Source organism: Janthinobacterium sp. AD80 (assembly GCF_002878455.1).
Taxonomy (GTDB): domain Bacteria; phylum Pseudomonadota; class Gammaproteobacteria; order Burkholderiales; family Burkholderiaceae_D; genus Janthinobacterium.
Genome location: NZ_NRDQ01000036.1, coordinates 42697 through 67734, shown reverse-complemented (window position 1 = coordinate 67734; position 25038 = coordinate 42697). Strand labels below are relative to the sequence as shown.

The 25038-nt window shown below is 62.0% G+C and carries 22 protein-coding genes; 8 read left to right on the top strand and 14 right to left on the bottom strand.

Features of this window, described 5'->3' with window-relative positions:
- Positions 1 to 51 precede the first annotated feature (51 nt).
- Positions 52 to 3633 carry a M1 family aminopeptidase gene (locus tag JaAD80_RS08615; RefSeq protein ID WP_102293823.1) on the bottom strand — a complete coding sequence of 1194 codons (3582 nt, stop codon included), beginning with the start codon at positions 3631 to 3633 and terminating at the stop codon, positions 52 to 54.
- 10 nt (positions 3634 to 3643) lie between these two features.
- Positions 3644 to 4561, bottom strand: a complete 918-nt coding sequence (locus tag JaAD80_RS08610) for an ABC transporter ATP-binding protein (protein ID WP_102293805.1) — start codon at positions 4559 to 4561, stop codon at positions 3644 to 3646.
- Between the two features lie 256 nt (positions 4562 to 4817).
- On the opposite strand from JaAD80_RS08610, the gene JaAD80_RS08605 reads away from it, so the two are divergent.
- The gene (locus JaAD80_RS08605) at positions 4818 to 5324 is read left to right on the top strand and encodes a hypothetical protein (RefSeq protein ID WP_102293804.1); all 507 of its coding nucleotides are present in this window, start codon (positions 4818 to 4820) and stop codon (positions 5322 to 5324) included.
- A 6-nt stretch (positions 5325 to 5330) separates the two neighbouring features.
- Here the strand turns inward: JaAD80_RS08605 and JaAD80_RS08600 are convergent, their stop codons facing one another.
- Positions 5331 to 6179, bottom strand: a complete 849-nt coding sequence (locus tag JaAD80_RS08600) for a hypothetical protein (RefSeq protein WP_102293803.1) — start codon at positions 6177 to 6179, stop codon at positions 5331 to 5333.
- A gap of 175 nt (positions 6180 to 6354) precedes the next feature.
- Between JaAD80_RS08600 and JaAD80_RS08595 the strand changes: the two genes are divergently transcribed.
- Both JaAD80_RS08595 and JaAD80_RS08590 read left to right on the top strand, forming a co-directional pair.
- A complete protein-coding gene (locus JaAD80_RS08595) occupies positions 6355 to 6921 on the top strand; it encodes a GNAT family N-acetyltransferase (RefSeq protein WP_102293802.1) in 567 nt (188 codons plus the stop codon).
- The gene (locus tag JaAD80_RS08590; protein WP_102293801.1) at positions 6918 to 7670 is read left to right on the top strand and encodes a metallophosphoesterase; all 753 of its coding nucleotides are present in this window, start codon (positions 6918 to 6920) and stop codon (positions 7668 to 7670) included. Before JaAD80_RS08595 ends, JaAD80_RS08590 begins: the two co-directional genes overlap by 4 nt.
- Here the strand turns inward: JaAD80_RS08590 and JaAD80_RS08585 are convergent.
- From JaAD80_RS08585 to JaAD80_RS08560, 6 genes are all read right to left on the bottom strand, one after another.
- A complete protein-coding gene (locus tag JaAD80_RS08585) occupies positions 7667 to 8311 on the bottom strand; it encodes a hypothetical protein (RefSeq protein WP_146012321.1) in 645 nt (214 codons plus the stop codon). The genes JaAD80_RS08590 and JaAD80_RS08585 overlap by 4 nt on opposite strands.
- Before the next feature lie 89 nt (positions 8312 to 8400).
- Positions 8401 to 9744: a sigma-54 dependent transcriptional regulator gene (locus JaAD80_RS08580; protein WP_102293799.1), complete on the bottom strand. Its 1344-nt coding sequence runs from the start codon at positions 9742 to 9744 to the stop codon at positions 8401 to 8403.
- Positions 9737 to 11644, bottom strand: a complete 1908-nt coding sequence (locus JaAD80_RS08575) for an ATP-binding protein (RefSeq protein ID WP_102293798.1) — start codon at positions 11642 to 11644, stop codon at positions 9737 to 9739. Before JaAD80_RS08575 ends, JaAD80_RS08580 begins: the two co-directional genes overlap by 8 nt.
- A gap of 219 nt (positions 11645 to 11863) precedes the next feature.
- Positions 11864 to 12856: a porin gene (locus JaAD80_RS08570; RefSeq protein WP_102293797.1), complete on the bottom strand. Its 993-nt coding sequence runs from the start codon at positions 12854 to 12856 to the stop codon at positions 11864 to 11866.
- 106 nt (positions 12857 to 12962) lie between these two features.
- A complete protein-coding gene (locus JaAD80_RS08565) occupies positions 12963 to 14276 on the bottom strand; it encodes a dicarboxylate/amino acid:cation symporter (protein WP_102293796.1) in 1314 nt (437 codons plus the stop codon).
- Positions 14277 to 14660: 384 nt separating this feature from the next.
- Positions 14661 to 17003, bottom strand: a complete 2343-nt coding sequence (locus JaAD80_RS08560) for a catecholate siderophore receptor Fiu (protein ID WP_102293795.1) — start codon at positions 17001 to 17003, stop codon at positions 14661 to 14663.
- Positions 17004 to 17297: 294 nt separating this feature from the next.
- Between JaAD80_RS08560 and nudC the strand changes: the two genes are divergently transcribed.
- Together nudC and folE are read left to right on the top strand one after the other, a co-directional pair.
- Positions 17298 to 18143: an NAD(+) diphosphatase gene (nudC, locus tag JaAD80_RS08555; RefSeq protein WP_102293794.1), complete on the top strand. Its 846-nt coding sequence runs from the start codon at positions 17298 to 17300 to the stop codon at positions 18141 to 18143.
- Positions 18144 to 18221: 78 nt separating this feature from the next.
- Positions 18222 to 18788 (top strand): GTP cyclohydrolase I FolE, encoded by a 567-nt coding sequence (gene folE, locus JaAD80_RS08550; RefSeq protein WP_035822985.1) that lies wholly within the window; start codon positions 18222 to 18224, stop codon positions 18786 to 18788.
- Between the two features lie 56 nt (positions 18789 to 18844).
- On the opposite strand, the gene JaAD80_RS08545 is transcribed toward folE, so the two are convergent.
- Entirely contained in the window at positions 18845 to 19687 is an 843-nt protein-coding gene (locus JaAD80_RS08545) for a helix-turn-helix domain-containing protein (protein ID WP_102293793.1), read from the bottom strand.
- A gap of 170 nt (positions 19688 to 19857) precedes the next feature.
- Between JaAD80_RS08545 and JaAD80_RS08540 the strand changes: the two genes are divergently transcribed.
- Complete coding sequence (locus tag JaAD80_RS08540; RefSeq protein WP_102293792.1) at positions 19858 to 20262, top strand: hypothetical protein; 405 nt, start codon at positions 19858 to 19860, stop codon at positions 20260 to 20262.
- Positions 20263 to 20316: 54 nt separating this feature from the next.
- Here JaAD80_RS08540 and JaAD80_RS08535 read toward each other — a convergent pair whose 3' ends face one another.
- Complete coding sequence (locus JaAD80_RS08535; protein ID WP_102293791.1) at positions 20317 to 20682, bottom strand: hypothetical protein; 366 nt, start codon at positions 20680 to 20682, stop codon at positions 20317 to 20319.
- 319 nt (positions 20683 to 21001) lie between these two features.
- On the opposite strand from JaAD80_RS08535, the gene JaAD80_RS08530 reads away from it, so the two are divergent.
- Positions 21002 to 22648, top strand: coding sequence for a methyl-accepting chemotaxis protein (locus JaAD80_RS08530; RefSeq protein ID WP_102293790.1), 1647 nt, complete (start codon positions 21002 to 21004; stop codon positions 22646 to 22648).
- A gap of 7 nt (positions 22649 to 22655) precedes the next feature.
- Here the strand turns inward: JaAD80_RS08530 and JaAD80_RS08525 are convergent, their stop codons facing one another.
- Complete coding sequence (locus JaAD80_RS08525) at positions 22656 to 23081, bottom strand: hypothetical protein (RefSeq protein ID WP_102293789.1); 426 nt, start codon at positions 23079 to 23081, stop codon at positions 22656 to 22658.
- Between the two features lie 200 nt (positions 23082 to 23281).
- On the opposite strand from JaAD80_RS08525, the gene JaAD80_RS08520 reads away from it, so the two are divergent.
- Positions 23282 to 23980, top strand: a complete 699-nt coding sequence (locus JaAD80_RS08520) for a glutathione binding-like protein (RefSeq protein ID WP_102293788.1) — start codon at positions 23282 to 23284, stop codon at positions 23978 to 23980.
- 7 nt (positions 23981 to 23987) lie between these two features.
- Here the strand turns inward: JaAD80_RS08520 and uraH are convergent, their stop codons facing one another.
- Both uraH and JaAD80_RS08510 read right to left on the bottom strand, forming a co-directional pair.
- Positions 23988 to 24407: a hydroxyisourate hydrolase gene (gene uraH / locus JaAD80_RS08515; protein WP_102293787.1), complete on the bottom strand. Its 420-nt coding sequence runs from the start codon at positions 24405 to 24407 to the stop codon at positions 23988 to 23990.
- Positions 24408 to 24421: 14 nt separating this feature from the next.
- On the bottom strand, positions 24422 to 24916 hold the full coding sequence (locus tag JaAD80_RS08510; protein ID WP_046683249.1) for a heme-binding protein: 495 nt from the start codon (positions 24914 to 24916) through the stop codon (positions 24422 to 24424).
- Between the last annotated feature and the right edge of the window lie 122 nt (positions 24917 to 25038).

Below are 25038 nucleotides of genomic sequence, written 5' to 3'. Positions count from 1 at the left end.
AACAGGCCACGCTGTCGGTGACAGCGTGGCCTGTTTGCGTCGCATCAAGCGTTAGTTAACACTGACTTCCTTGCGGTTGTCACGCGCCACCCGGTCGATCATCTTGTTGTAGGGATCGACGCCGACTTCAAACGGCTTGTCCTTCACCGTGATCGTCAGCACCGGGTCGCTGCCCGACAGCACGCGCTTGTCGGTAAACAACACGGTTTCCTTGTCTTCCTTGGCACCGGCGGGGCGCGCGAAAATGGCGATTTCCACCGGCTCGTCATAGGCGCGCGGGCTTTCCTTGCCCTTGCCGTCCGATTCCAGCTTGGCCAGGTGCAGCTTCATGGTGACATCCCACTGGCCATCCTTGCGCTGCACGGCTTTTGCTTCCGTCACGCGGTTGTCGTAGAAGACGATTTTCTCGAACAGGTCGGTGATCAGCGCCTGCTTGCCCTGCGGCGTTTCGGCGCGGATATAGTCCAGCAATTCCAGCGTCGTGGTGAACGGCGCCTGCTGGTAGCCCTTGTCCTGCAGATAGCGTTTCAGGGCACGGTTCAGCGCTTCCTCGCCGATCTCGTCGCGCAGGCGGTAAAACACCAGGCTGCCCTTGTTGTAGTGGATGTATTGCTGTCCTTCCACGCGCGCCAGCGGCAATTCCTCGATGGCTTCGCCGCCACGGCCGCTCAGGTAACGGTCCAGTTCATAGCGCAGGAAACGGCGCATTTTTTCGCGGCCGTATTCCTTTTCCATCACCATCAGGGCCGAGTACTGCGCCAGCGACTCCATCAGCATGGTGGCGCCCTGTACGTTGGCGCCGATCACCTGGTGGCCCCACCACTGGTGCGCCATTTCATGCGCGGTGACGTAAAACACATAGTCGATGTCCTCCTTGTCGCGCAGGTCGGCGATGAAGCCGATGCCTTCCGAGTACGGAATCGTATTGGCGAACGATTGCGCAAAACTCTGGTAGCCGGGGAACTCCAGGATGCGCACCTGCTTGTGCTGGTAAGGCGTGAACTGGGTGCTGAAATAGTCGAGCGACTTTTGCACGGAGGTGATCATGCGGTCCGTGTTGTAGCCATGCTTCTTGTCGAAATAAATTTCGATCGGCACGCCGTGCCAGTCGCCCTTCTTGACGTCCCAGCGCGCCGACAGGTAGGCGAAGAACGGCATCATCGGCTGGTCCATCTTGTAGCGGTAGTAGCGGCGGCCCTCCTTTTCCCAGCTGCCTTGCAGGTAGCCGGGCGCCAGGGCGATCTGCTCGCCGCTGGTGGACACCGTTGTGTCGAAATGGACCCAGTCCGCTTCGCTGCCAAACACCGTGTTGCCATACGCGGACTTGTCTTCCAGCTTGGCCATGCGTTGCGGCTCGCCCAGGCCCCGCTTGCGGCGCTCGTTGCGGTCTGTCAACTCCATTTCCTTCGCATAACCGAAGTGCGGGAAATACGCCTGGTTGTTGAAGAAGCTGCCGTTCAGGTTGACCTGGTCCGGCGTGCCGCTGTTGGTAAAGCCCTGGTGCGTGACAGCCACCGTGAAGTCCAGCGGCAGGGTGGCGCCCGGCGCCAGCGGCTGCGCCAGCGTGAGGATGCTGAAGCCCAGTTCCTTGTCGTGCAGTGCAACCTTGTGCGCTGGCAAGTTCAGCCAACTGGTTTCGAGTTCCGGATTGAGCTGGATGCGCAAAGTGTCGAGCGGCTGCGCCGTCTTGTTTTGCAGCACATAGTGACCCTTGATCAAGACCTTGCGCTGCTCCGGATAAATATCCACGTTGGCCTGGATGTCCGTGATCTTCGGCTGCGGCAAGCCCATGTACTGGCGGTACTGTTTTTCGTAGCGCGCCTGCTTGTCCATGCTGACGTCGGACGTTTCGTACTGGTTCAGCACATTCGTGTTGTAGAAGATCCAGCTCCCCGTGCCGGCCCAGCACAGCAGCACCACGGCCAACGCGGCGCCGGCACGGCCGTGCAGGCGCTGGCCCGCCAGGCGCACGCGCGCGCGCCAGTCGGCGGACAGGCCGCGCACCCAGAAGGCCCGCGCCAGCATGACCAGCGCCACGGTAAACAGGCTCCAGTACAGCGCAAACCAGGCCCAGCCGGTCAGGAAGTGGCCATAGCCATTCATGTCCGAATACTTGATGGCGGGCGTGGCGGCGAAGTTGTACAGGTTGTGTTCGAAGTGCAGCATGCCCAGCACGGATTGCGCCACCATCAGCAGGATCACCAGCAGGTAGCCGATGAATTTGTTGTTGGACAGCACTTGCAAGGTGAGGGCGCACAAGCCCATCAACACGAAGAAGAGGGCGCCCAGCAAGGTGCCTTTCAGATACAGGCCCAGTTCCACGGGCGCGCCGCCCTTGTACAGCTGGAAGCCGATGGCGGTGACGACGCCCACCAGCAGGTAGCCGGCGATGACGCCGATCAGGGCCGTGCATTTGGCCAGCAGGGGCACCCAGTTGGGCACGGGCATGGCATCGCTGACGTCGGCGATCTTGACTTGCCGTTCCTTGAAGATCAGTTCGCCCGCGTAAAACGTCACGATGATGATCAGCATGAAGCTGAAGCTGTTGCTGATATTTTGCAGCATCAGGTGCGTCATCGGATACACGGCGGTGCCGTACATATTCTTGCCGACATTCGCGCCGGCGAGCAGGTTGATCACGCCGAACAGCAACATGACGAGGAAGGGCACGCTCTTGAAGACGCCGGCCGCGTCGAAGCGCAGGATGTGCCACCACTGGCGCCAGGCGGTCGCCGTGGTGAAGTTGGGCAAGGTGCGCGGCAGGTGCAGCGGCGCGGAGACGGCAGGACCGGTCGCCTGCATTTTGGGCTTGCCGAACAGGCGCTTGCCCGTGCCTGTGCGCTGCGGTTTGAACAGCGCCACGGTGGCGAGGAACAGCACGGCCGTGATGCCCAGCCACAGCAGGCGGTTGGTCAGCAGGAAGCCGGACAGGGGCGGCAGGCTGGTATTCGACTCGGCTGACGTGAAATAGCGCGTCATGCGCCCAAAGGCGCGCAGGCCGAACGGGTCGAGCAGCACGGCAACCCACTCATTGTTGATGTCGCGCGTAAAGACGCCCGCCATGGCCCACAGCACGAAAAAGCCCAGCACGCCCACGTATACCAGCATCATCGAGCGCGTGGTGGCCGCCAGCAGCATCAGCAGGGCGCCGATGAAGAGCAGGTTCGGGATGACGATGACGGCAAAGCTCCACGCATACGTGTGCAGCGAAAACGCGCCCACGCGCTGCGCATCGACCCAGGGCATGACGGGGCCCAGCATGGTGGCCAGGGCGATGGCGGCAAAGATCACCAGGCAGGCGACAAAGCCGGCGGCAAAGCGGCCGAACAGGTAGTCCCACTTGCGCATGGGCGTGGCGAACAGCATGTCGGCCATGCCCACTTCGCTGTCGCGCAGCACGGCGCCGGCGATGAAGACGGTGACGAGGAACATCGACAGCAGGCTGAAGATCCCCAGCATCTGCGCCACCACGGTGGGCGCGTTGCGGTTGATGTTGCCGATGGCGCCGCCGATCTGCACGGAGTCGCTGGTGGTGGCGCCAAAGGCCATCAAGGCCATGACGGCGGCAAATACCCACAGCAGCGGCTGTTTCAGCTGATAGCCGAGGTCAAACTTGAAAAATTCCTTCCACATGGTGCGCTCCTCAGGCCAGCACAGCGGCTGGGGCTGCGGCTGGCGCGGCGGTACCCTGGCGGGCAGCATTGCGCACCTGCAGGAAGTACACGTCTTCCAGGTCGGGCGCGACCAGATTGAAGCCGCTATCGGGCTGGCTGTCGGCAAACACATTGATTTGCGGCTTTCCGCCCACCAGGCGCGTCGACAGCACGTTCAGGGTTTGCTGGTATTGCGCCAGCTCGTCCGTGGTGACGCTGCGGCGCCACACCTTGCCCAGCAGGGTATCGATGGCGGCCTGCGGCTCGCCCTGCACCAGCACTTCGCCCTTGACGATCATGGCCATGCGCGGGCACAGGTCCGTCACGTCGTCGACGATGTGCGTCGAGAGGATGACCACCACCTGCTCGCCGATCTTCGCCAGCAGGTTGAGGAAACGGTTGCGCTCGTCCGGGTCCAGGCCCGCCGTCGGTTCGTCGACGATCACCAGGCGCGGCGCGCCCAGCAGCGCCTGGGCGATGCCGAAGCGCTGGCGCATGCCGCCCGAATACGTGCCCAGGTTGCGCTTGCGCGCTTCCCACAGATTGGTTTGCTGCAGCAAGGCTTCCACGGCCTCCTTGCGCGGGCCTTTTTCCGTCAGGCCTTTCAGCACGGCAAAGTGGTTGAGCAGGGTTTCCGCGCTCACTTTCGGGTACACGCCGAAATCCTGCGGCAGGTAGCCCAGCTGGCGGCGCAAGCCTTCCTTGTCCTTGAGCACATCGACACCATCGAAATGGATGCTGCCGCTATCGGGATCCTGCAAGGTGGCAATGGTGCGCATCAACGAGGACTTGCCCGCGCCATTCGGCCCCAGCAAGCCGAACATTCCATTCGGAATGTCCAGACTGACATTGTTGATGGCCTTGACGCCATTCGCATAAGTTTTGTTCAGCTGTTTGATCGATAGCATGTGCGGCACTCTCCTGAGCTTGACTATAAAAAGCCGGCAGATACTTGCCTGCCGGTCTGTGGAAGGGGATCACCCTTGTTTCTGGTCAACCGCCGTGGCGGATGTTACTTAAAAACAATCATATCGTTATTAAGATGAAAATTTTTATTTTTGCGACAAGGGGCGAAAAAGGGGGGATGAAGTGCAGGAGAGGCGGCATGAGCGACGTGGTGCTACCATTGGTCGCATGACAACATTATCGAATGGGAAAGCAGTTATGCCGGCATTGAAGAACATCACCTTGCGCCCCGTCGCAGCGGGGGAAGAGGGCGCGCTGGCGCAGTTGTTCCAGCTGTACTGCCACGACAATGCGGCCTGGAGCGGCGAAGACGTGCTGGCCGACGGCCGCTACGATGTGTGCAACGCCGGCTTGGCCGAGTATGTGCATGCGCCCGGGCATACTGCCGTGTGGATCGAGGCAGATGGGGCGCTGGCGGGATTTTTCATCACGGAGCCTGGCATGGCCGGCACGCTTGCGGTGCAGGAGTTCAGCGACTTTTTTATCTTGCGCAAATACCGGCGCCAGGGACTGGCGCTGGAGGTGGTGCGGCGCGTGCTGCTGGACAGCGACACGACGTGGCTGGTGGCCATGTTCCACGCGGACGCCGCCGCCAACGCCTTCTGGCGGCAGGCCTTTGCGCGCCTGCCGTTTGCCAGGGTCGAGCCATGGCAGGACGCCGGCCTGCCGCAGTTCCAGCTGTATTTGCTGAAACCAGCCGCGTGAAGTGTTTTAGAAGCGCACCTTGACGTAGGCCGATGGTCCCGTCAGGCGGACATTCAGGTCGGCATCGCGCTCGCTGTCGCGGTGCAGCTTGATTTTCGAGATGCCATAGTCGGCGACGAAGCCGATATTTTTGAACGGGAACCATTCGACGCCGATATTGCCGCCATAGATATGGCCGTTGATGCGTCCGCCATTTTTCTTGATGCCCGACGCTTCCGCGTACATGCGCAAGTCCGGCGTGAACGCGTGGCGCCAGCCCACCTCCAGCAGCGGTGCGAACGCATGTTCGCCGATGGAATCGCGCGCCGAGGCCGTCTCGCCATTGACGATGCCGGTGGCGGTGCCGTTCAGGTTGGCATTGTAGTAGGCGGCTCCCAGGCCGATGCCGAAGGTGTCGTTGCCGCTGCCCAGCCACCAGCGGTAGGACATCTTGGCCAGGTCGAGTTTCAGGTCGGCGTCCGCCGTGGCCGTGCCCGTCACGGGCTGGCCATTGATGGTGGTCTGGCCGGTCAGCGTGGGCGTGTAGGATTTGTCATAGCGGTAGTAGTCGAAGGCCAGGCCATGGCGGTCGCCGATCAGCAATTCGGCCTTGATGCGCGGAATGGTCGTGCGGCTGGGATTCGATTCGGGCGCATCGATGCGGCCAAACTGCGTGTCGGCGCCGACATTGATGCGCGGATCGGCGGCGAAAGCGCCCACGGAAATGCTGACGCGGTCCAGGGTAGGGGACGGTTCGGCCCGCGCCGCGGCGGCCGCCGTGGCAATGCCCAGCACGCCCAGCATCATGGCGCCGCGCAAGGCAAGGTGGTGCGGGCGTGGTGGGGACAGGCGGGTGAACACGGACATGGCAGACATGGGGCAACTCCTCAAAATAAAGTGAAAACTGTCGCGACGTTTTTGCAACAGTGCAATGAGGAAATGGTAGCAACTGTTACATTTAGATCACGTAGCCGCACGGCGCAACTGTCCGTCGGACTTGTCCTACCGCCGGTCAAGCAACTGTAAAAACTGGTAATGAAGGGAAGTCAATATGCAGGAAATCATGGAACTGGTGACGCCGCGTCTGGTACTGCGGCAATGGCGCGACAGCGACTTCGCGCCGTTCGCGGCGCTGAATGGCGATCCCCGCGTGATGGCCTGTTTCCCTGCGGCCCTGTCGCGCGAAGCCAGCGACGCCATGGCCAAGCGCTGCAGCGGCCTGATCGCCGAGCGGGGCTGGGGCTTGTGGGCCGTGGCCTTGCGAGAAAACGATGCCTTCATCGGCATGACGGGCCTGCATATTCCCGCTGTGCAACTGCCATGTTCGCCGTGCGTGGAAATCGGCTGGCGCCTGGCGTTCGATTACTGGGGACAAGGTTACGCGCAGGAAGCAGCGCATGCCGCCTTGCAGGCAGGCTTTGCGCGCGTGCAGCTGCCGGAAATCGTCGCGTTCACGGCCCTGCCCAACTTGCGCTCGAGCACGCTGATGGCGCGCCTGGGCATGCGTCGCGATGTGGACACTTTCGAGCATCCGGCTCTGGCGCCAGGACACGCATTGCGCACGCATTGCCTGTATCGTCTGACGCGCGCAGAATGGTGTGCACAGGAGGGAACATGAGAATCGCCGCCATATCCGATATCCACGGCAACCTCGATGCGCTCGATGCCGTGCTGGCCGACATCGCCCGTCGCGGCGTGGACGTGACCGTCAACCTGGGCGACATCGTTTCCGGTCATCTGCAGCCGCGCGCCACGGCGGCGCGGCTGATGGGACTCGGCCTGCCCACCATCCGCGGCAACCACGAGCGGCAGTTGCTGGGCGACCCGGCCCGCATGGGCGTATCGGATGCGTATGCGCGCGCGCAGCTGTTGCCGGAGCAACTGGACTGGATCGCGGCACTGCCCGCCACCTTGCGCCTGCGGCACGACGTGCTGCTCGTGCATGGCACGCCCGCCAGCGACCTGGTGTATTTTCTCGACAGTGTCACGCCGCAGGGCAGCCGCGCCGCCACGCCGATGGAAGTGGCCGAACGCGCGGGCGACGCCGACGCGGCCCTGATCCTGTGCGGCCACACGCACATGCCGCGCCAGGTGCGCCTGGCCGATGGGCGGCTGATCGTCAACCCGGGCAGCGTGGGCTTGCAGGCGTATGACGACGAGCACGGCTATCCGCATGTGATGGAAAACGGCACGCCGCACGCGCGCTACGCCATCGTCGAACAGGGGGCCGATGGCGCGTGGACGGCGCAGTTTCATGCGGTGGATTACGACTGGGAACAGGCGGCCAAGCTGGCGCTGGCGAATGGCCGGCCCGACTGGATCAGGCCGTTGCGCGCGGGCCGCGTGGGGCCGCCCGATAGTGTCTAGCAGCTGGGGGCGCGGGTGACGGGAACGGGCACGAGCTCCGTCTTGCCTTCCTTGGCGATCACCTGGTTGATGCTGATGCTGCAGCGCTTGCCTTCCCACGAAAACGCCGCTTCGTAATCCTCGCCGGCGCGCGGCGTAAAGGTGACGTCGCCACTGCAGCTGGGCGAGACGTTTTCATAGCGCATCCCGTTGGCCACGTAAAACGAGGACACGTCCTGGAAGCCTATGCGCAGGCTGCTGGGCTTGTCGGCGGGCACTTCATACTCGCGAAAATAGGCTTTCGAAAAAAAGCCGTCCTTGCGCGCCAGGTTTTTGGACGTTTCCGTCTCCGGGATGCCCAGGCTGGTATTGCTGACGCTGCCAATCAGGGAGCCGAAGGCGGAACCCATGCTGCCGCTGGCCTTTTCCACACCGTCGCTGAACATGCCGCGGATGCAACTGCTGTCGCGGTACAAAAAGGCGGTGGCGCCATTCTGGCCAAACAGGCGCAGGCGGCTGATGGTGGAGGTGGCCGGCGCGGCCGGCGTGCTGGCCGATGTTTCAACGGCGGCGGCAGGCGCGGGCGCCTCGGTGGGGGCGGCTTCCTGGGCAAAACTGGAGCTGCACAGCAACAGGGACAACAAGACGGCAGGGTTTTTCATTGTGAATTAAAAATTATCAAAAAGAAACAAACTATACCATATGGCAATATTGTGTTGTTCTTTTTGACAAGCCGGCCAGCGTGTTTCCCTTAACGGAACTCTTCCGCCACCAGGTTATATTTCTGCATCTTGTGATACAAGGTCTGTTTCGGCAAGCCCAGCACGGCACTGACTTCGCTGACGTTGCCGGAATATGCGCGCAGTTCCTGCTCGATCAGCGCGCGTTCAAAGCCATTTACCTGTTCCGCCAGCGACAGGGGGCTGGCCAGGCCGGCGGCCAGCAGGCTCGATGCGCCGCCGGCGATGCCCAGCACGAAGCGGTCGGCGATATTGCGCAGTTCGCGCACGTTGCCGGGCCAGGCATGCGCCATCAGGTTGCGCATCTGCGCCGTCGACACCACGGGGGCGGCACGGTTGTAGCGGGCGGCGGCGGCCAGCACGAAATGCTCGAACAAAATAGGTATGTCTTCGCGCCGTTCGCGCAGGGGTGGCAAGTGCAGTACGATCAGGTTCAGGCGGTAGTACAGGTCGCTGCGGAACTTCTGCTGCTGCGACAAGTCTTCCAGGTCCAGCTTGGCCGCTGCGATGACGCGCACGTCGACGGGCGTGGGCACGTTCGAACCCAGGCGCTCGATATAGCGTTCCTGCAGCACGCGCAGCAATTTTACTTGCAGCGACAGGGGCAACGATTCGATTTCATCGAGGAAGAAGGTGCCGTGGTCCGCGTGCTCGATCTTGCCCACCTGCCGCTTGGCCGCGCCCGTGAAAGCCCCCGGTTCGTGGCCGAAGACTTCACTTTCAAAGATGCTTTCGGGTATCGCGCCGCAGTTGACGGCAACGAAGTTGTGCTTGCGGCGATGGCTGAAGTCATGCAGGCAGCGGGCCACCATTTCCTTGCCCGTGCCCGTGTCGCCATAGATCAGCACGTCGGCCGGTTCATCGGCTACGTCGAGGATCAAACGCCGTATGTCGCGCATCGCCACGGAATTGCCCAGCAAACGCGATTCGATGCCGCCGCCGTCTTCCAGCTGGCGCCGCAGGCTGTGTACTTCCAGCATCAATCTGCGCGTTTCCAGCGCGCGCAGGATGACGTCGACCAGCTGGTCGGACGAATACGGCTTTTCAATGAAATCGTAGGCGCCCGTGCGCATGGCGTGCACGGCCATGGTGATGTCGCCGTGGCCCGTGACGAGGATGACGGGCAGGTGCGGGTCCAGCGTTTTCACCGCTTGCAGCAGCTCCAGGCCGCTCATGCCGGGCAGGCGCACGTCGCTGACGACGATGCCGGGAAAGTCCGGTGTCAGCAGCTTGTAGGCCAGCTCGGCCGAGTGGAAGGCCAGTACGTCCAGGCCTGCCAGCTGCAGTGCCTGCTCGCTGCCTTCGCGTACGGTGGGGTCGTCCTCGACCAGCAAGACCTTCAAGCCCTCAAACATGTTTTTCCTCCTGCGTTGCAATCTGTAGTTCGATGGTGAAGACGGCGCCGCCGCCGGGGGCGTTGTCGGCGCGCAGCACGCCGCCGAACTGGCGCGTGATCTGTTCGGAAATGGCCAGGCCCAGTCCCAGTCCCAGGCCTTGCGGCTTGGTCGTGAAGAAGGGTTCGAACAGGTGTTCGTAGACTTCCGTCGACAGGCCGGGTCCCGTGTCGGCCACGTGGATCAGCACGTGTTCCCGCGTGCATTCGACGGACACGCGCAGGCTGCGCACGTCGCTGCCATTCATGGCGTCCAGCGCATTCGCATACAGGTTGACCAGCACCTGCTCCAGGCGGTTGCTTTCGCACATGGCGAAGATGTCTTCGGGCGGCAGATGCAGGCTGAAACGCACATTTTCAACCTGCAGGCGGCGCTCGACCAGGAACAGGGCGTTGCTGATCGCCGTGGGAATCGAGACGGATGTCAGGCTGGTGGTCGACTTGCGCGCAAAGATCTTCAATTGTCCGGTAATCGTCCCCATCCTGGCCGCAATTTGCGATATCTTCGCCAGATTGCGCCGCGCATCGTCGAGCCGGCCGCGCTCCAGCAAAATGACGGCATTGTCGGACATGGTGCGCAGGGCCGTCAGCGGCTGGTTGAGTTCATGCGTGATGCTGGCCGACATCTGTCCCAGCACGGCCATCTTGCCTGCTTGAAACAGTTCGTTTTGCGTGATGTGCAGTTTTTGCTCGGCCTTGCTGCGCACCTCGATTTCCTGGCTCAGGCTTTGCGTCATGGCGTTGAGTTCCGAGGTGCGTTCCTCGACCATGGTTTCCAGGTTGTCATAGGCGTGCTGCAAGTCTTCGCGGGCGCGCAGTTTCTGCGCCACTGCGGCGCGCCGCTGGCGCAGGTAAAAGAACAGCAGCATGAAAAAGCCCAGCAGCACGCACGAGAAGGCAGCCGCGGCGCGCGCGCTGGCCTTCGCCTGCGCCAGGTCGGACAGATAAATGAAGGTCCAGCCTTGCGGCGACTTGAGCTTGATTTGCGTCATGACGCTGGAGCTGGTCTTTGGCGGCGCATCGGCACGTTCCTGTTCGCGCACGCTGATCACGCGCGCGCCATTGCCCAGCTGGCGGTCGGAAACAAAGGGGATCGGTTCGAGCTGCTTCGAGTAATACTGGCGCGTGCGGTTGAGTTCCTCGACGATGGACGGCGACAGGGGCGCCAGGGTGCGGTATTTCCAGTCCGGCATGGAACTGAGGAAGATCACGCCGTGCTCGTCGGCCAGCATGACCTTGTCCGCGCCCTGCACCCAGCGTTTTTCCAGGTTTTCCAGGTTCACCTTGACCGTTGCCAGGCCCAGCATGCGACCATTCTGGTAGATGCCGTGGGCAAAGAAGTAGCCCGGTTCCAGCCGCGTCGTGCCGACGCCATAGAAGCGGCCCGGCGTGCCGCGCAGCGCATCCTGGGCATATGGGCGGAACGAAATGTTGTCGCCGATAAAACTGTCGGGCTGCTGCCAGTTGCTGGCGGCCCGCGTGTTGCCGTCCAGGTTGCTGATGAAGATGGTCGACGATTTCGCCTGGGCATTCATCTGCTCCAGGTAATGGTTGACCGTGTCGACCAGCACCGGGTCTTCCGGGTGCTGCAGCAGGCGGATGACGTCGCGGTTCAGTTCCAGTGTCTTGGGCAGGAAATCGTATTTTTCCAGCGCGTTTTCCAGGCTGCTGACATACACCTCGAGGCGCTGCGCGCCGCTGGCCTGCAGCTTGCCGATGGCGATGCGTTCGGTCCAGAAATACACGAGCCACACGGTGGCCAGGCAGGCGGCCAGCACCACGCCCCAGGCCAGCGCCTCGCGGCCCGACCGTTGCGACAGGCGCTGGCGCCAGGAAAGAGGTGGTTTGCTGCTGCTATTCATAATCAGGTGATGCTTGCAAGAGCCCACAGTATCGCATTTTAATATTGCGCAAAAAGAAAAAGCCGCCGGATATCTACCCGGCGGCCTGTGCATCTATTTCACGGACATCTCGACGTCCGGCAAAATCCTAGCGAACGGCAGCGATTTGCGGCCGAGAAGCGCAACCGTACGCTGGTACGGTGGGCATCGCCGGCCGCAAAGCGCGCCGCGCAGCAGATTTTAGAACGTGTGGCGCATGCCCAGGTTGAAACCGCTGTTGCCGGTGCCATTGTCCGTGGCGTTGCCGACAACGAAGGTGGCGCCATTCTTGTTGCTGATGTGGCCGTAACCCGTGTACAGGTCGCTGCGCTTGGACAGGGCGTAGAACGCGCCGATGGCCCACTGCTGGGCATCACGGTTCAGGTTGCTCTTGTCGTTGTGGCGGATGTACGAGGCAACCAGCTTGGTGGCGCCGAACGGGGCGCTGAAGCCCAGCAGGATGTCATTGCTCTTGCTGTCGTCGAGGGCGCGGTTGTCCGCGTAGCCGAAGTTGCCTTGCACTACGCCGAAGTCGTAGCGCGTGGCCAGCAGGGTATTGCGGGTCTGCTGGGTCGCCAGCGCATTTTCCTTGCGGTGGTGCGTCAGGGTCACGTTCAGCGGGCCGTCGATGTAGTGCACGGCGCCGCCCATGCTGCGGTTTTTCGAGTTATCGCCGGCCACTTCGCCGAAACCGTAGGCCAGGTCGGCCGACAGGTGGCTATACGTTGGCGTGGTGTATTGCACCATGTTGTCGACGCGGATATTCGTCGCCATCAGGTTCGATGCCGTGCCGGCCAGGCCGATGACGAACGGGTCGGCCACGTCGCGCAGGGCCAGGTAGTACGGCGAGTACTGGCGGCCCAGGGTGATGGCGCCGGCGCTGCCGGACAGGCCGACATATGCCTGGCGGCCGAACAGCAAGCCGCCCTGGCCCGAGGTGCCCGTGTCGATATTGAAACCGCTCTCCAGCACGAAATTGGCGTACATGCCGCCGCCCAGGTCTTCCTTGCCCTTGAAGCCGATGCGCGAGCCGGAAGCGACGCCGGAAGCGACCCGGTTGAGGCGGTCGCCCGCCGCATCCTTGTCGAATACCAGGCCGGCGTCGGCCACGCCGTAGATGGTGACGCTCGATTGGGCCAGCGCGCCGCCGGAAGCTGCGCCGAGGGCCAGCAGGGTAAACAGGACTTTTTTCATGAGAATCTCTCTAGTAAGGGGGATAACTACTGATCGCACTACCTGACTGCTTGTTAATCAACAATGAAAACAAATAAATGGCCCGCTTGTGGCGGGCCATGGTGCCTTAGGCTTTGCTAGCGTGGTCCGCTTCGCCCCAGTGGCTTTCCGTGTTCTGGTTGGCCGCGTTGGCGGCCGCCGCTTCTTCTTCGGTGGCCAGGCCACCTTCCCACTTGGCGACGACGGCCGTGGCGACGGCATTGCCGACCGCGTTGGTGGCCGAACGGCCCATGTCGAGGAACTGGTCGACACCCATCAGCAGCAGCAGGCCCGCTTCCGGAATATTGAACTGGTTCAGGGTGGCGGCGATCACCACCAGCGAGGCGCGCGGCACGCCGGCCATGCCTTTCGAGGTCAGCATCAGCAACAGCAGCATGGTGATCTGCGTGCCGATCGACAGGTCGATACCGTAGGCTTGCGCGATGAACAGCACGGCAAAGGTGCAGTACATCATCGAGCCGTCCAGGTTGAAGGAGTAGCCCATCGGCAGCACGAAGCTGGAAATCTTGCGGTCCACGCCGAACTGGTCAAGCGCCGTCAGCAGTTTTGGATAGGCCGCTTCCGAGCTGGCCGTCGAGAATGCCAGCAGGAATGGTTCGCGGATCAGGCTGACAAGCTTGAAGATGCGCGGACCGATGACGACGAAGCCGGCGCCGATCAGCAGTGCCCACAGGCACAGCAGGCCCACGTAGAAACCGCCCATGAACTTGGCAAACGTGACCAGCACGCCCAGGCCGTGGGTGGTGATGACGGAAGCCATGGCGGCAAACACGGCCAGCGGCGCCAGGTTCATGATGGTGCCGGTGATGCGCAGCATGACTTGCGCCAGTTGATCGACCACGGCCGTCAGGGTCTTGCCCGACTCGCCCAGGCCGGCCAGGGCGCCGCCAAAGAAGATGGAGAACACCAGCACTTGCAGGATTTCATTGTTGGCCATGGCCTCGATCGGCGATTTCGGCACCAGATGCGTGAAGAAATCCTTCAAGGTGAAGGCCGCCGTCTTCAGGTTGGTCGACGCATGCACGTCCGGCAATGGCAAGCCCAGGTTGGTACCCAGCTGCATCAGGTTCGACAGCACCATGCCCAGCGCCAGCGAGACCAGCGAGGCGAGCACGAACCAGCACATGGCTTTCAGGCCGATGCGCCCCGCCGTCTTGCCGTCGCCCATGTGGGCGATGCCGACCGTCAAGGTGGAGAACACCAGCAGCGCGATGATCATCTTGATCAGGCGCAGGAAGACGTCGGTGACGATGGAGATATTGCTCGCAATTTGCGCGCTGACTGCGGTATCCGGGAAGGCGGTGTTGCATCCATAACCGACGGCGATGCCGAGAATCATGGCAATCAGGATGTACAGGGTTAATGGCCGTTTCTTTTTCATTTTGACTCCTCCAAATGAAGCGCCGCTGTGAGCGGATTATTGATTGCTAGCAACTCAAGCTTGGAGTCAATATTTCTCAAAAACAAGCCCTTGCGTGCTGGCGATTATTTGCAGCAAAACCTGTACATAGCAAAGGATATGCCTGAAATGGTTTTTCAACAGACACTTTCTTAAGTTATTGATTTAAGAGACTTATTTAATTTCAAAAATGTTGTTGGATTGCCGCGCTGCGCGAAATATTGGACGGGGAAGGCGATCGCTGTATGACTTTTCATACGCTAGTCATGGCAGGCGCAGGCGCGTGAAAAAGGCAAGATTATCAGGACAATAAAAAAGCCCCTCCGAAGAGGGGCCCGATGTGGCGCAATGCGCGTACTTTTGATGTTAGAACTTGATATTTGCCGTCAGGCTGAACGAACGGGGCTGGCTAGGCGTGTAGCGGAAGCCGGACTTGTTGATGGCCGCCACATAGGTCTTGTCGGCCAGGTTGTAGGCGTTCAGCTGCAGGTCGAGGTTCTTGTTGACCGGATACGTTGCCATGGCGTCGAAGACCCAGTAGGCATCGACGCGGGCCGGGGTGCCGACGGCGCCGTCGGTGCCGCGCAGCATTTCGCCGACGTAGCGGGCGCCGCCGCCGATCTTCAGGCCGAACGGCAGCGTGTACGAGGTCCAGCTGGTGAACGCCTGTTTTGGCGTGTAGCTGAGGTTGTTGACGCCGCTGGCCGTGACGACCTTGCCCGATTCGACCTTGGTATTCATGCGGGTATAGCCGGCGCTGACCAGCCAGTTAGGCATGATCTCGCCCACCACGCCCAGTTCCAGGCCTTCCACGCGCTTCTTGCCGGTCTGGTAGTAGATGGTCGGGACAACCGGGTCTTGCTCCACTTCATTCTTGACGGTGGTCTGGTAGACGGCGGCCGAGAACGACAGTTTTTGTTTCAGGAAGTCCCACTTGGTGCCGATTTCCTTGGTCAGGGTTTCCTGCGGGTCGTAGTTCGGGTTTTGCGCGCTGCTGGCACCCGTGCTCAGGGCGAAGTTCACGCCCGGTGGCGCTTTCGAGGTGGCCAGCAAGGCATACACGCTGCTGTCCGGCGTCGGCTTGTACATGGCCGAGATCTTGCCGTTGGCCAAGGTGTCGCTCAAGGTCAGGTGGGTAGGAATCGGCGTGCCGACCGGCAGTTTTTGCACCTGGCCCTGGGCCACGGCCGTTTGCAGGGTGACGGCGTCATACGTGGTGTTGAAATGGTCGAAGCGCACGCCGCCATTGAACAGCCACTTGTCGCCGAACTTGACGGTATCGAAGACGTACAGGCTTTGCGTGTTGACTTCGCCTTCCGTGAAGGCGCCGCTGCGCACGGGGTTGTAGCCGGTGACGGGGTCGCGCGGGTTCGGGTTGTACAGGTTGGCAGGTGGCAAGGTGCCCAGGGTGGCTGGCACGTAGCTGTAGTTGGTCTGCTTTTCGCTGGTGAACTCGGCGCCGGCCACCAGGGAGTGCTTTAGCACGCCCGTGTCGAATTGCGCGCTGACCACGGTCTGGTTGGTCAGGATCGTGTTTTCCTGGTCCTTCACGGTGCGCAGCGAGCGCGCCAGGGTCCAGGTCGAAGGATCGCGTCTCACTCCGTCCGTTTCCGTATTCAGGTTGGCGGTGTTGCCCATGAAGGCTGTCAGCAGGTAGTCCTGCTTGGTCTTGCCGTAGCGCGTGGTATTCTGGATTTGTACATTCGGCGAGAAATCATGGTCGATGCGCAAGGTGCCCATGTCGGCCTTGACCTTGTTGTAGTCCGAAGTGGAGCCGTAGAAATTCTTCGGATCGACCTTGGCGGCGCTGTTCAAATAGCTGCGGATGATCGGTTTTTCCTTGGTGGCGACGTCCGGCGTCGAGTAGCCAGGCAAGCCGATGGTCGGCACGCCGCCGTCCGGCACGTTGTCCTGGTCCACGTGCAGGTAGCTGGCCGTGATGCGCGTCGGCTTGCCGATGCCGAAGGTGACGGTGGGGGCGAAGGCCCAGCGCTTGTTCTTGACTTCATCGCGCGCCGGATCGCCGCTATCCTGCGTCATCAGGTTCAGGCGCAGCGCCGTGCCGGAATCGCTGTCGAGGACGCGGTTCCAGTCGGCCGTGGCGCGCTTCTGCTTGCCGCTGCCGGCCGTCAGCAGGGAATTGAATTTGTTTTCCATGGTCGCCGTCTTGCTGACCAGATTGATCGAACCGGTGGGCGAACCGCGGCCGCTGTCCGTGCCCGCCGGGCCCTTCAGTACATCGATCTGTTCGATGTTGAAGACGTCGCGCGAGATGGAACCGACGTCGCGCACGCCATCGACATAGATGCTGCCGGACGAATCGAAACCGCGCATGTAGACGGCGTCGCCCGTATTGGTGTTGCCGTTTTCACCGAGAAAGAAGGTGCCGACGCCGGGCGTGTTGCGCAGCGCTTCCGTCAAGGTCAGCGCGCCTTGCTGTTCGATCAATTCCTTCTTGATCACGACGATGGTTTGCGGCGTGTTGACCAGTTCTTCCGTGTACTTCGGCGACGAGGCTTTTTCGGCCTTGAAATCATTTTCCTTGGAACCCACGACCTTGACTTCGTTCAGGGTTTGCTGCGACGCGGCGGCGCTCTGGCCTGCCGGGTCCGCCGCCTGGGCGGCGACGGGCAGCAGCATGACGGCCAGGGCGGCGCCGAGGTGCTGGTTGAAACGGGTGGGGGCGTGTTTGCGGCTCTTGATTGCCATCTTGCTCTTTCGATAGGGTCGTGGGTTGGCTCCTGGCTGGCGCTGCACGGCGGTGCAATCGCACGCGGGCAAGTGGCTGGCGGTGGAAACGGGTTGAGTGACATTGTAATAATTGGGCGCTTATTCGTAAATGAGAATCGTTATCAGTCTCGTTTACGCAACGCTTTTGCCGTGCCGGGAAAAAAACACTGTCACGCCGCATGAATGCTTGCTTTGCGGCCCAGCGGCTGGTATGCGCGCAAGCGTCGTGGAGCGGGAGTATGATGAGCAACCTTTACAAATTCCCGTCAAGCAATGCTCCAGACTCCCGACGCTTTCCTGCCCCTGATCGATGTGCCCACACCTGCGCCCGCCGCCGCCGACACCCTGACCTTTATCTTTCACCGCGGGCGCTTGCTGCTGCGAACGGCGGACCTGGCCCTGCCGGCGCCGGAGCAGGTGGCCGCTCTCGGTATCGACGTGAGCGACCCGGGCCGCGTCCAGCCCGTGGGCCTGTGGCAGGGCCGCTATTGCCAGACGGTCTGGAGCGATGACGAGGCCTTGCCTGCGGATGCGGGCCTGGCCTATCACAGCCTGCGTGCGCTCTTCAATGCCGTCGACGATGGCTTCCTGGGCCTGGCCAGCCGTGCCGTGCAACTGGCCGAATGGGCGCGCACGCACCGCTATTGCGGCGTGTGCGCCACGCCCATGCGGCGCGCACAGGGCGAGCGCTGCTTCAAGTGCGAGGCCTGCGGCATGCTGGCGTATCCGCGCATTTCGCCGGCCATGATGGTGCTGATCCGCAAGGGCGACCAGGTGTTGCTGGCCATGCACAAGCACTCGCCGTCGCAGCGTTTCAGTCCGCTGGCCGGTTTCCTGGAAGCGGGGGAATCCATCGAGGAAGCCGTGCACCGCGAAGTGATGGAAGAAGTGGGCTTGCGCGTGCACAATCTGCAGTATTTCATGAGCCAGTCGTGGCCGTTTCCCCATTCGCTGATGATCGCGTTTACGGCCGTTTATCTCGATGGCGAGATCCGCCTGGATGAGAACGAGATCGCCGAGGCGCGCTGGTTCGGCCCCAGCGACGACTGGCCGGAAGCGAGTTCCAGCGTGTCGATTTCGGCGCTGCTGGTGCGCGCGCACCGTCCGCCGCTGGCATAGGCAAAGCAAGGCCGGCCGGGGCAGCCTGTCACATTTTCTATATACTGGCGGCAATTGCAAATTTTAGGGTGGTGTAGCATGTCTCAAGAAGAATTCTCCGAAAACGACTGGCGCCGGCTGATCAGCAGCTTTGGCGAAGATCCGCAGCGCCCTGGCCTGCTGGAAACGCCGGCGCGCGTGGCGAAAGCCTGGAAACACTGGACTTCCGGCTATGGCCAGGACCCGGTCGACTTGCTGAAAGCTTTTGAGGACGGTGCGGAACAGTACAACGAGCTGATCGTCGTACGCGGCATCCCCGTCTACAGCCATTGCGAACACCACCTGGCGCCGTTCTTCGGCAAGGCTACCATCGGCTACGTGCCAAACGGCAAGATCGTCGGCCTGTCGAAACTGACGCGCCTGGTCGACTGCTTCTCCAAGCGCCTGCAAGTGCAGGAACGCATGACGATGCAGATCGCCAACGCGCTGATGGAAGTGCTGGAACCGAAATCGGTGGGCGTCGTCGTACGCTGCCGTCACCTGTGCATGGAAAGCCGCGGCATCCGCACGCCGGGCGAAGAGACCATCACCTCGGCCATGCTGGGCGAGATGCAGCCAAACCTGGCGCTGCGCACGGAATTCCTGGCGCTGGCACGCGAAGTCTGATTTTCGGCGAAAATGCAGGACGAAGGCGGCGCGATGCCGCCTTTTTTTATGTGCGCTTATATTTTCCTGGCTTCCCGTTCCGCCAGGTAGCGTGCCGGCGGCTTGCCCGTGGCCTTGCGGAACATGGTGACGAAACCGCTGGTGTTTTCATAACCGAGTTCCAGCGCCACGGCCTTCACGCTGTGGCCGATGGCCAGGCGCTGCAGGGCAAGGATGACGTGCAATTGCCGGCGCCAGCGGCCCACGCTCATGCCCAATTCTTCCAATGACTGGCGGGTCATGCTGCGTTCGCTCATGCCGATGCGGCTGGCCCATTCGGCCAAGGTGCTTTTATCGGCAGGCTGCGCCAGCAGCAGGGCCGCCAGGTGGCGCAGGCGCGCATCGCGCGGCATCGGCAAATGCAGGTCTTCCACGGGTGCGGCCGCCAATTCATCAAGCAGGGTGGCCACCAGGCGTTCCTGCGCGCCATGCAAGGCGGCCAGGGTGGGAAAGCCGGCCGCCTTGGCGATGAGTTCGCGCAGCAGGGGCGAGATGGCCAGGGTGCAGCAAACGGCAGGCAAGGCGGGCGCCATGGCTGGCTCGACAAACAGGCAATAACACTGCGCCTCGCCGACGCCCTGCGCCGCATGCATCAGGCCGCCCGGTATCCACACGGCGCACTGGGGCGGCACGATCCATACCCCGCTGTCCACCTCGCAATGCATCACGCCGCGCGTGGCATACAGCAGCTGCCCCTTGCGGTGCTGGTGCGGCGCCTGCTCCGCATCTTCGGGCACGCTGGCCAGGCCCACGGCCAGCAAGGGACGCAGCACGCCATCGACGTCGAAATCGAGGATGGAGGCGTCGTCGTCCAGGCCCAGGTGGACCGTCAGCAGGCTGGGAAAGAGGGCGTGGGGCATGACAATATTTTGGCTGGATTGAATAATATCGTGGCTATTTTATGCAATGACACGCAGCGCCGCCACCGGTATCGTGTGTGCATCCGCAGCCCCGCTTCAACGGCAACCGCCGCCGCCAGTGTTCTGATGAAGGTGAGGAGGAACGGCAACCCCCCGAAGGAGTCACCATCATGCAACTTGATCTATCCACTTTTCCCCTCGTCTGGATGCGCCGCGAGGCCGCGCCTGTCCAGTCCGATATTCTGTTTGCCCAGTTTGACGCGCTGCTGGCGCGCCGCCAGGCCTTTGTCATTCTCAGCGAGGAAGGTTTTGACGAGGAGGGACATGCTCACCCGCAGGAAGAGCGCAAGCGGGCTTCACTCTGGATGAAGCGCAACAAGGCAGCCATCCGTGCGTATATCCAGGGCATGGTGCTGGTCGAGCCGAGCGCCGCCAAGCGCCTGGCCGGCAAGGCCTTTGCCGTGATGTTTGGCAAGTTCTGGGGCTATCCCCTGCATTTTGGCAGCAGCCGCGACGACGCGCTCGACATCGCCCGGCATTTGCTGCACGCGTGGCTGCCGCCAAGGGAAGACTAACGACATGAAGAGCGCCTGACAAAACCGACGCGCAGCAGCTTTGGTCAGGTGTTCCTAATAGCGATAATCGTTGACGAAATGCTTGGTGAAGTTGTACTTGCTGCCGCCGTCGAGCAAGTCGACCAGGCGCTTCGGTGCCGAGGCCGACATGAAGGCGTCGGCGGCGCCGCCCGTGCTGCGGAACTTCATGCCGGGGCTGAGGATCTGGTTGGCGCCGATCTTCAGGTGCTGGAAGCTTTTCGTTTTCTCGTTGTTGAGGATGAAGTGCAATTCCTGCTTGAAAGTCAGGAAGGGGATCTTCAGCCACCAGCCTTCGTCCGTGCCATAGCTGGCGACGCTGGCAAAGTGCGTGTTCTTCTCCGTCAGGGTGGGTTTGCCCAGGCGGTCGTTGATGCGTTTCATGGCTTCATTCTTGGTCATGCTGTGCTTTCGTGATTCGTCGTGATTCTTCGTGTATCCGGAGCGCATTTTGACACACGCGCGCTGCCCCGCCTGCCTTCCCGGCCCCTATCTGCAGGCTTTTTTACTGCAATGCAGCATCAATTCTCATCAATTGTCGCAACGCATTAACAACACCGGGCAAAAATCATTGCTTCCCGGCATTGTAAATATCGGTCGTTCGAGCGTATGCTGGAGACGTCAGAACGGTGCCGCCAGAGCACCGTCGCCGCCGCATTACTGGCCGCAGAGCCGGATGCGGACTTGCCCCTTTGCCGCACACACAGTTGGAGACAGCCACATGAAGAAATTGACGTTCCAGCAGAAGTTATGGATACCCCTGATTTGCAGCTTGTTGTGCATCACCGTTATTTTTGTCTACAACGCCCTGGAAATTCGCAAAATCCGCATCGAGGAGCGCAGCGCCGACCTGAGCAATGCGGCCGACCTGGGCCTGGGCGCCGTCAAGATGTTCGGCGACCTGGCCGCCAGTGGTGCCCTGACGAAGGAAGAGGCGCAAAAGCAGGCCACCGCCGTCATCAAGAGCATGCGTTTTGGCGAGACCGGCTATCTGTCCATCATCAATCTTGACGCCGTTGTCGTGATGAATCCCGCCGCGCCGCAAACCAACGGCAAGAACATGTCGGATTTCAAGGATGCCAACGGCACTTATCTGTACCGCGACATCGTCGCCGTCGGCAAGAGCGACACGGGCAAGGGCTTCGTCCACTATTATTTCCCGCGCCCGGGCCAGAAGAATCCCGAACCGAAGATGAGCCGCGTGGTCGCCTACAAGCCGTGGGCCTGGACCCTCGTTGTGGGCGTGTACATGGACGATATCGACGCCGCTTTCCGCCAGTCGCTGATCACCTCGCTGGGCGTGCTGCTGCTGGTGTGCGCCTTGCTGGCGGCCGTCGTCGTGGCCATCAACCGCAGCCTGCGCCATGCGCTGGGCGGCGACCCCGAGTATGCGGCCGACGTGGCGGAAAAGATCGCCAATAACGACTTGAGCGGCGTCGTGCGCACGCATGCGAATGACCGCCACAGCGTGCTGTACGCGATGAAAACCATGCAGACGAACCTGGTCGATGCGATCAGCGAAATCCGCCATAGCGCCGAGACGATCGCCACGGCATCGAGCGAGATTGCCAGCGGCAATATGGACCTGTCGGCACGCACGGAAATGCAGGCCAGTTCGCTGGAAGAAACGGCCGCCTCGATGGAGGAACTGACCTCGACCGTGACGCAGAATGCGGGCAACGCCGTGCAAGCCAACGAGCTGGCACAATCGGCCTCGGCCGTGGCGCGCCAGGGCGGCGCCGTGGTGGCGCAAGTGATCGGCACCATGGATACCATCAACGCCTCGTCGCGCAAGATCGTCGACATCATCGGCGTGATCGACGGCATCGCCTTCCAGACGAACATCCTGGCCCTGAACGCGGCCGTGGAAGCGGCGCGCGCCGGCGAGCAGGGGCGCGGCTTCGCCGTGGTGGCATCGGAAGTGCGCAACCTGGCGCAACGTTCCGCGGGCGCGGCGAAGGAAATCAAGGAACTGATCGGCGCCTCCGTCGACAGCATCGCGGCCGGCAGCACCCTGGTGGCGCAGGCGGGCACGACTATGGACCAGGTGGTGGCCAGCGTTTCGCGCGTGACGGACATCATGGCCGACATCACGGCCGCTTCGCACGAGCAAAGCACGGGCATCGGCCACGTCAACCAGGCGATCACGGAGATGGACAGCGTGACGCAGCAAAATGCGGCACTGGTGGAGGAGGCGGCGGCAGCGGCGTCGAGCATGCAGGACCAGGCGGCCGTGCTGGCGCAGCTGGTGGCGCGCTTCAAACTGTCGGCGCAGGAGTCAGGCACGGCGCCGCGCTTGGCGGCCACATCGGCTGGCGCGCCGCGCGCCGTGGCGAAAAAGCCGGCGCGCAGCCTGGCGGCGCGCTAAGGTTCTGCTATTGGGCTGGCGCTGCCGCTGGCGGCGCCGGCTCGAATGTCAGCTTGTCATCGACGACGACGAATTGCCCGATTGGCTGGCCCAGGTCGGCTTTCGGGTCGTTTTCCATTTCCGTCAGCTCATTACAGGTATTCGTTTCCGCCTGCCACAACTGCTTGCCCATGCGAATATTCCAGATACCATCGCCTGCGGCAAACAGCTCGACCGTGATGTCGGCCGGCGCATCCGTCGACAGGCTGTGCAGGCGCTGGCATTGCGGCAGATTGGTGGCCATCAGCTGCACTTCCACGGTATCTTGCCAAAAATAACGTTGCTGGCGGCGCACGGTCAGGGAATGATCCTGGCCGTCGAACATATAGATGGCGAAGTCCTGGACACAGCCTGACAGCAGGACGGACAGCATGACGATCAGGAGTTTGCGCATGGTCGGCTTTCTTGGTTTGTGCTCTGGATTGTGCTTGGAAATGTCGGAATGCCTGCGTGACAGCGCTAGCGGGTGCTTACCCTGCCTGCGCGCCATCTTGTTTTTCGCTGACGTGGCATTATATCCATGCACACCAGTTGCGGCGCGACAATATCCACGCGCGCGCCGCCCGCCCTCCCTATTCAGCTGGAAAGACCACGATGATCGACCTGTATTACTGGACCACGCCCAACGGGCACAAAGTGACGATGTTCCTGGAAGAAGCGGGCATCCCCTACAACATCATTCCCGTGCATATCGGCAAGGGCGACCAGTTCAAGCCCGAGTTTCTCGCCATCGCGCCGAACAACCGTATCCCCGCCATCGTCGACCAGGCGCCGGCTGATGGCGGTGCACCCTTGCCCCTGTTCGAGTCGGGAGCGATTCTGCAGTACCTGGCCGAGAAAAGCGGGCAATTCCTGCCGGCCGATGTGCGCGGGCGCGCCGAAGTCATGCAATGGCTGTTCTGGCAAATGGGCGGCCTGGGCCCGATGGCCGGGCAAAACCACCATTTCGTGCAATACGCGCCCGAACCGATCGATTACGCCATCACGCGCTACGTCAACGAAACGAACCGCCTGTATGGCGTGCTGAACAAGCGCCTGGCCGACCGTCAATTCGTTGCCGGCGACACGTATTCCATCGCCGACATGGCGATCTATCCGTGGATCGTGCCGCACCAGCGCCAGCGCCAGAAGCTGGAAGATTTTCCGCATCTGGCGCGCTGGTTCGCGGCCGTCGCCGCGCGCCCCGCCACCGTGCGTGCGTATGCACGCGCAGCTGAGATCAATGTGCAGCCGACCGTCAGCGGCGACGCGAAAAGCGTGCTGTTCGGGCAGACGGCGAAGACGGTAGCCTGATCAACGGTCAGTTGCCGCGATATGTTGAAAAGCCGAAAGGGCTGAGCAGCAGCGGAATGTGGTAATGCTGGTCAGTCTTTTCCACGTGAAACTGCACGGGGATTTCCGGGAAAAACGTTTCCTGTTTCAGCCGTGCATAGTGTTCGCCTGTTTTAAACACGATGCGGTAGTCGCCCGCCTGCATGGGCGTATTCGCCGGATACATTTCCGTGATGCGCCCCTGCGCATTCGTCACGCCGCTGGCCAGTTGTTTCCAGTCATTGTCCTGCCCCTTGCCCTGCTTTTGCTCCAGGGTCACCGTCACGCCGGCCGTTGGCTGGCCACTTTGCAGGTCGAGGATATGCACGCTCAAGGGATTGGCGGCCAGGGCCAGGCTGGAGAGGCTGGCGAAGGCCAGGGCGGCGGTGATTTGTTTCAGTGTGGTCATTGTCGTGTCTTTCTTTACAGGGTAGGGGAATCGAGTTCAGGAATGGCGGCCAGGGCGGCCAGGGCGCAGGCGCGGTCTTGCTGCGCGCCGCCGCCGCCGGCCACGCCGATGGCGCCGACGATGTCTCCCTTGGCGCGCAAGGGCAGGCCGCCGCCCAGCAGCAGCAGTTCCGGCACGGTGGTCAAATTGGCCATGTCGGGATTGTCACGCGCGGCCACGGCCAGCGCCTGGGTATCGTTCTTCGTCGACAGGGCCGTGTAGGCCTTGCGCCGGCTCGCATCCGTGTTGTGCGGACCTACGCCATCGGCGCGCTGCACGGCCACGATATTGCCGCCTCGGTCGAGCACGGTGACGACGATATGCCGGCCTTGCGCCTGGCAGGCGGCCATGGCCGTATCAGCCAGTTTGCTGGCTGCCGCCAGCGAAATGTCATTGACCTTGCGCAACTGGGCTTGGGCCGGGCTGGCCAGCAGGCACAGCAGGGTAGTACCGAAAAGTAGGGCTTTCATGTGGCATCCAGAGAATCAAGTGACGCCAGTATGGCCAGTCTTGCCCTACGAGAAGATGATGGCCGCATGACATTTTTATCATCCGCGGCACCGTGCCTGCGGCGTAGAATGGTTTAACTTCC